This window comes from Nesterenkonia aethiopica (genome assembly GCF_039534665.1).
Taxonomy (GTDB): Bacteria; Actinomycetota; Actinomycetes; order Actinomycetales; family Micrococcaceae; genus Nesterenkonia; species Nesterenkonia aethiopica.
This window is the reverse complement of record NZ_BAAAVT010000032.1, coordinates 1-7,119: the sequence shown is the minus strand read 5'-3', so window position 1 is coordinate 7,119 and position 7,119 is coordinate 1. Positions and strand designations below refer to the sequence as shown.

At 69.8% G+C, this 7,119-nt stretch carries 4 protein-coding genes; all 4 read left to right on the top strand.

The annotated features are described in order from the left end of the window. Positions 1 to 182 precede the first annotated feature (182 nt). Genes ABD658_RS15125 through ABD658_RS15110 form a run of 4 tightly spaced genes read left to right on the top strand, consistent with a single transcriptional unit; the run spans position 183 to position 6,958 of the window. A complete protein-coding gene (locus ABD658_RS15125) occupies positions 183 to 1,643 on the top strand; it encodes a DUF3375 domain-containing protein (protein ID WP_344684486.1) in 1,461 nt (486 codons plus the stop codon). Continuing rightward, positions 1,640 to 2,401, top strand: a complete 762-nt coding sequence (locus ABD658_RS15120; RefSeq protein ID WP_344684484.1) for a DUF4194 domain-containing protein — start codon at positions 1,640 to 1,642, stop codon at positions 2,399 to 2,401. The genes ABD658_RS15125 and ABD658_RS15120 overlap by 4 nt, the downstream gene beginning before the upstream one ends. Beyond that, the gene (locus tag ABD658_RS15115) at positions 2,398 to 5,781 is read left to right on the top strand and encodes an ATP-binding protein (RefSeq protein ID WP_344684482.1); all 3,384 of its coding nucleotides are present in this window, start codon (positions 2,398 to 2,400) and stop codon (positions 5,779 to 5,781) included. Before ABD658_RS15120 ends, ABD658_RS15115 begins: the two co-directional genes overlap by 4 nt. Before the next feature lie 28 nt (positions 5,782 to 5,809). Continuing rightward, positions 5,810 to 6,958: a Wadjet anti-phage system protein JetD domain-containing protein gene (locus tag ABD658_RS15110; RefSeq protein ID WP_344684480.1), complete on the top strand. Its 1,149-nt coding sequence runs from the start codon at positions 5,810 to 5,812 to the stop codon at positions 6,956 to 6,958. Positions 6,959 to 7,119: the final 161 nt, after the last annotated feature.

Here is a 7,119-nt window from a genome sequence, read left to right as displayed (position 1 = left end):
TCGCCATGACGAAAGACTCGAGGACTAGGTTCAGTGGGCTCCACTGCGGCTCCTGATGAACAGGCCGGTGCAACCACCGATAGACCCCGCCCGCTTCACGACGGCTGAGATGCACGCGAAAGTGACCTCTCAACAGAGACCCCAGGCGCCCGACGTCGGCGGCCCGCCCTACCATGGAACAGATGACTGCACTCCGGGCCGCCCTGACCACACGGCGCCTCGCCGACCACAGCACCGCCTGGGCACTGCTGCGCGCGGCGAACGCCCCGGTGGCCGTGGCCGTGCTCGGGGCCCATCTGGCAGACCCTCGCCGGGAGATGCCGTCCGCCGTCCTGATCAACGCGGTCGAGGCCGATCTCGACGAACTCCGCGCCCACGGCTTCGACCTGCCGCAGACCGCCCTGCAGTACTGCAAGGCGTGGCTGGAGGCCGGATTCCTCATCCGGCGGCCCACTGAGTCCCGGGAGGAGCTCTACTCCCTCTCGGACGGCGCACTCGCGGCCATCCGCTTCGTCCAGGAGCTCTCCGAGCCGCGCAGCTCCGTCACCGAGTCGCGGCTGACCACCATCGTGGAGCGCATCCGTCAGCTCAGCATCGAGACCGATCCGGATGTGAGCCGGCGCATCGAGATGCTCCGCACCGAGCGCGACCGACTGGATGAGGAGATCTCTCGCCTCGCGTCCGGGGATGTCGAGATCCTGGAGACGGATCGCGCCGCAGAACAGGCCGGCGACGTCCTCGCCCTGGCCGCGGAGCTCCCGGAGGACTTCGCCCGCCTGCGGGCCTCGCTGGAGGCGCTGAACTCCCGCCTGCGCAGGCAGCTCATCGACGAACCGCAGTCCCGCGGCTCCGTCCTGGACGACATCTTCCGGGGTGTGGACCTGCTGCAGGAGTCCGAGGCGGGCCGCTCCTTCGCGGCGTTCTACGCACTCGTGCTCGACCCGGAACGCACCTCGGCGCTGGACGACGACATCGACGCGCTGCTGGAGCGTCCGTTCGCGCGAAGTCTAACTCCGGAGCAGCGCACGCAGCTGCGTCGGCTGCTGCCCGCCATGCAGGACTCCTCCAGCGAGATCCATCAGGTGATGACCTCGCTGTCCCGCAGCCTGCGGCGTTTCGTCCAGTCGGAAGAGCTGGCCGAGGAACGACAGGTCAACCAGCTGCTGCGTGCGGCCACCTCGGAGGCGCACACGCTCTTCGAGCAGGGCTGCCGCCCGTTCCGCGAGATCGGCTTCGTGCTGAACCTGACACGCGTCCCGGTGTCTTCCGTCTCCGCGCTGACCCTGCACGACCCGCAGGATGCGGCCGTCACGGAGGAGGTCGTCGAGTCCGAGGCTCCTCCGGTAGACGTGGCGGAGCTGCGACGCAGCGTCCGGGAGTCCGAGATCGACACCGCCGAGCTGATCGACGCCGTCAACGCCGTGCTGCGCGACCACGGCCCCTGCACCATCGCCGAGGTGTTCTCCCACCGGCCCGCCAGCCAGGGCGTCGCCTCAGTCGTCGGCCTCCTCGACCTCGCTGAACGGCACGCCGTGATGGTCCCTGACCGGCATGAAGAGGTCCGCTGGGTGCCGGCCGACTCCGTGGCGGACGCTCGCGCCGCCGTGCTGCCCGTCCACCTGTTCAAGGAGCCCCTGCCATGACCGAGACCGATCAGGACGCACCGGCGGCGGGACAGCTGTGGGACGGCGACACGGGCACATTGCGCGCCGACTCCCGCCGAGCCCTGGCCGCACTGATCGCCGGGCCCTATATCTCCGCGGAGCGCCAGTCGCAGAACTGGCGAGCCCTGCTGGCCGACACGGACGCGGTGCGCTCCCGGTTAGCAGACCTGTTCCTCGAGCTGGTGATCGACACCGAACGCGGGGTGGCGTTCGTGCGCAATGCGGAGGCCGACGACGGCTCCGCACCTCAGGTGGTGCGCACCCGATCACTGACCCTGATGGACACCGCCCTGCTGCTGCACCTGCGCCGAGAACTGGTCAGCGCCCCCGCGGGCCAGCGGGTGATCGTCGGCCAGGAGGAGATCTTCGAGCAGCTCTCCGGGTACCGAGCGGCCACCTCCACCGACGCGGCCCTGTTCACCAAGCGCATCCGGTCCTCCTGGGAGACGATGAGGGACCTGGGGATCCTGCAGCGGACCCCAGCGACGGCCACCGAAGGTCGCTATGAGGTCTCACCGGTGCTGCGCCTGATCTTCGGCCCTGAGGAGATCAGCCAGCTCCGGGCGGTCTATGCCCGGATGACCGAGGGCGGCATGTCTGAGGAGGGTGAGACGCTGGAGGAAGACAGCGACACCGCTGAAGGAACGACTGCTGAAGGGACGACCGCTCCAGACCCGGCGGCCGACGACGTGACGGACGAGAACCTGACGGACGAGAACCCGGAGGACACCCCATGACGCAGCACCCCGGCCAGTGGCGGCTGGAGGAACTCCAGCTGGTCAACTGGGGCACCTTCCACGGCCTGCACAGGATCCACGTTCCGCGGGGAGGGTTCCTGCTGACCGGCCGGTCCGGATCCGGGAAGTCGTCGGTGGTCGATGCCATCACGGCCGTGCTGACTCCCACAGGGAAGGCCAGCTTCAACGCCGCGGCCGCTGACGGCTCCTCCCGCGGCTCGGACCGCAGCAAGCTCACCTACGTCCGGGGAGCGTATGCGCGCGGCGCTGACGAGGACACCGGGGAGGTCACCACACGCTATCTGCGCACCGGAGCCACCTGGAGCGGCATTCTGCTGCGCTATCGGAACGGCATGGGCAGGACCTGCTCCCTGGTGAAGCTCTTCCATGCGCGCAGGACTGCGGCCCGGCCTGCCGACCTCTCCGAACTGCACGTGCTCGTCCATGAGGAGGTGCAGCTGGCCGACTTCGATCAGTTCATGACCCGCGGCATTTCGGAGCGCGCACTGAAGCAGGCGATGCCTAAGGCCTTCGTCCACAAGCAGCACAGCCGGTTCGTCGCACGGTTCACCCGGGAGCTCGGCATCGGGGGTGATCGTGCGGTGCTGCTGCTGCACAAGACCCAGTCGGCCAAGAACCTCGGCAGCCTGGATGACCTGTTCCGCGGCTTCATGTTGGACGAGCCGGAGACGTTCGCTCTGGCCGACCGAGCGGTGGAGCAGTTCGCCGAACTCTCTGAAGCCCATCATGCGGTCGTGACCGCTCGACGCCAGATCGAGCACCTCACGCCGCTGGAGCAGCAGTCCCGCCGCTACGACGACGCCGAGTCCGAGCTGGCCCGGATCGAACAGCTGAGCCTCTCCCGCGAGCCCTTCACCCGTCGGCGCAAGGTGCAGTTGCTGGAGGAGGCCCGCCACACCGCCGTCGCCGCCGCCTCGGCCGCCGCCGAGGCGCACGCACGGGCCGACCTGGCACTGGACTCCGCCGAGGAGCGCCGCCGCAGCGCCCAGGGCGCCGTGGATGCCCGCGGCGGCGCCCAGCTGGAGGCGTTGGCCGCCAAGATCGTCTCCCGTCAGGAGCGCCTGCGGGACACTCAGCTCCGTCAGGAGCGGCTGCAGACGCGGCTGGAGGCCGCCGGCCTGCAGTGCCCGCAGAGCCATGCGGAGCTGACCGCCATGCAGGACCTGGCCGGCCGCAGCCTCGCCGAGGACGATGCCACGCAGGACGCTGCTGCACAGCGGGTCAGCGAGCTCCACGAGAAGCGGTCCCGCGCGGTGTTCCGGAAGCAGGAGCTGCAGGATGAGCTCCAGGCGATGCGGGGCCGCCGCTCCAACATCGACCGCCGTCTGCTGCGCGCCCGGGAGACGGTGCTGCGCATCACCGACCTGCCGGAGAGCACTCTGCCCTATGCGGCCGAGCTGATGCAGGTCCGGCAGGAGCACTCCGAGTGGACAGGTGCGCTGGAGCGCGTGCTGCGCCCCTTGGCCACCGTCATGCTGGTCCCTGCCGCCCATGAGGACGCGGTCCGAGCCGCCGTCGACGCCGCCCACCTGGGAACGCGCCTCCGCTATCAGGTGGTGCCCGCCGCGGTGGAGCCGCCGCGTCCGGCGGCTGCGCCGTCGTCGCTGCTCCACCGTGTGGAGGTGGCGGAGGGGCGGTTCGCCCCCTGGCTGCACGCGGAGCTCTCCTCCCGCTTCGACTACGCCTGTGTGGACGCTCCGGAGGATCTGGCCGGGGTCACCCGCGGAGTCAGCCGTTCCGGGCAGGTCAAACGTGGCGCCCGCAGCTATGAGAAGGACGACCGCCGGGCGGTGGACGACCGGAGCAGCTGGATCCTCGGCTTCGACAACGAGCAGAAGGTGGAGCACTATCTCGGCCTCCTGCGGGATGTCGAGCAGCAGGTCTCCCGGGCGGAGGACGCCCTGGGCGCCGCCGAACGGGAGCGCTCCCGAGCCCAGCGGCGCCGGGAGGCCCTGGAGGAGGTGCGCGGACTCCAGTGGTCCGAGCTGGACGTCGCCGCCCGCCGTCGCGAACTGCGCCAGGCCGAGCAGGAGCAGGCGACGCTGCTGACCGAGGACGGCGACCTCAAGGCCGCCCAGCACCGGCTGGACCGGGCCGAGCGCGAGACCCGTGGCGCGCGGGAAGCCTGCCAGGCGGCGCAGAAGGCCCATGTCCAGGCTCAGGCCAAGCTCGAGGGGATCGATGAGGAGCTGACCCGGCTCGCCCAGGAGCCTCAACCGGAGATCCCCCCGGAGATCGCCGACCAGCTCAGTCAGGAGTTCGCCCTGGTCCGGTCAGAACGCCGGGTCACCCATCTGAGCATCGATGCTGAGTCGGCGAAGGTCGCCGACGCCCTGAGCCGACGGGGCCGCGACTCTGCCGAAGCGTTGCGCCAGTCCGCCTCACAGATCGAGAAGATCGCCTACTCCTTCCGAGTGGAGTGGCCCGCGGAGGCCTCCGAGGCGACCGCAGACGTCGGAGGTCGGGGTGAGTATCTGCGGATCCTCGAGCGCCTCCGGGCGGACCGCCTCCCGGACTTCGAACAGCGGTTCTTCGACATGCTGCGTGAGCAGTCCCAGCAGAACGTGGGCCTGCTGGCCGAACGGATCCGCAGCGCACCGCGGGAGGTGAAGAACCGTGTGGCCCCCATCAACGACTCCCTGAGCCGCAGCCCGTTCTCTCCCGGCCGGCACCTCGAGATCCGGGTGGACCCGAGTCGCCCTGCCGTGGCCCAGGACTTCCTGAACGACCTGCAGTCCATCACGGCCGATGTGCTGGCTTTCGAGGATGACCGGGAGGAGGCCGAGCGACGCTTTCAGGTGCTGCACCGCGTGATGACGCAGCTGGGTTCCTCGGAGGCTGCGGACCGCAGCTGGCGCACCCAGTGCCTCGACACCCGCCGGCACGTGAAGTTCCTGGGGCTGGAACGGGATGTCGACGGTGTCGTCGTGGACTGGCACGAGTCCGGGCAGGGCCGCTCCGGCGGGCAGAAGCAGAAGCTGGTCGTCTTCTGCCTGGCGGCAGCCCTGCGGTACCAGCTGGCCCGGGAGTCCGAAGAGGTGCCCACCTACGGCTCCATCGTCATGGATGAGGCGTTCGACAAGTCCGATGTCACGTTCACCCGCATGGCGTTGGACATCTTCGCCGAGTTCGGGTTCCACATGATCCTGGCGACCCCCTTGAAGATGCTGCAGGTGCTGGAGGACTACGTGGGTGGCGTGGCGCTGGTGACCTGCCAGGACGGGCAGGACTCCCACGCCACGCCCGTCACCTGGGAGGAGGCCCGTCGGCACGACGGCGGGGCCGACCCGAAGGCCGCCGGAGGAGCCCCGGACGCCCCGGACACCTCGGCCGAGACGCTGTTCGAGGTCACCACATGAACGTCTCCCCTGTGCGAAAGGCATCACGGTGATCGGGGTCGAGGCGGCGCGGAAGAAGACGGAGAACCGCTACCGACGACGATTCTCCCAGTGGGCCGTGGACGGGGAGACGGAGCCTGCAGCTTCGTTGCCCCTGCACCCTCCCACCGAGGCGGTGGTGCTGCAGTGCGGGGAGGAGGTACAGACCTGGGTGCGGGACTGGCGGGCGGCCGAGCGTGACCTCAGCCGCGACGCGCGGCTCCACTGGGAGACCCGACGCTGGGCGAATGCTGGGACGAACCGGGTTCCGGTGCGCCTGGAACTGCCGAGCCCCGACGACGTCGCCCACTTCGCGGGGCGCGGCGCCCACTGGGCAGCGGCCCGGGATCGTTCCGCCGAGCTGTTGGACCTGTTGGGCGCAGGGTCCTCCCGGGACGCGGTACGGCGTCGGCTGGCCGAGGTCGCGAGCCTGGATCAGGACGAACACGGCCGACTCCGCGAGGTGCTCGCATGGCTGCTGGCACATCCGGACTCGGGCCTGTTCCCCCGGCAGATCCCGGTGCGGGGCGTCCACAGCAAGTGGCTGGAGTCCCACCGCAGACTCGTGCTGCCCCTGGCGTCCTCCGTGACGGGCCGGACGGATCTCGGCCTGCGGGGGCTGCCCCAGACACTCCGCATCCGGGTGCTGGACCCGGCTCTGGCACCGGCGGGGCTGCGGGACCTCACCGTGCCGGTGGAGGAGCTCTCGCGGTGGCAGACCGCTCCCCTCCGCGCCGTCGTCGTGGAGAATCTGCAGACTCTGCTGGGCCTGCCGGACATGGACGGGGTGATCGCGGTGCACAATCCTGGAAGCACCGGGGCGCCGCTGCTGGACCGGTTGCCGTGGCTGCATGCCGCTGACCTGATCTACTGGGGAGACCTCGACGTCGAGGGGCTCCGCATTCTGAGCCGGGTCCGGGGTCGGTTCCCCCACACCCGCTCGGTGCTGACCGACCGATCCACGCTCACCGCGCATCTTGACCTCACGGTCCCGGACCATCGGAACGCCCCACGGGCCCTGCCGGAGCATCTCACCGGCGTCGAACGCGACCTCTTCAGCGCCCTCCACGAACTCGGCGACGTGCGCCTCGAGCAGGAACGCATCCCCTGGGATCACGCCGTGCAGGCGCTTCGGCGAGCGGCATCCGAGGAACCGTGAGCGGGTCCGGGAGCTTCAGCCGTTCAGGGGTCACTTTTCCACGCATCTTCCGAGGCTGACGCGCGGCGGGGTCTATCGGTGGTTGCACCGGCCTGTTCATCAGGAGCCGCAGTGGAGCCCACTGAACCTAGTCCTCGAGTCTTTCGTCATGGCGATGATGT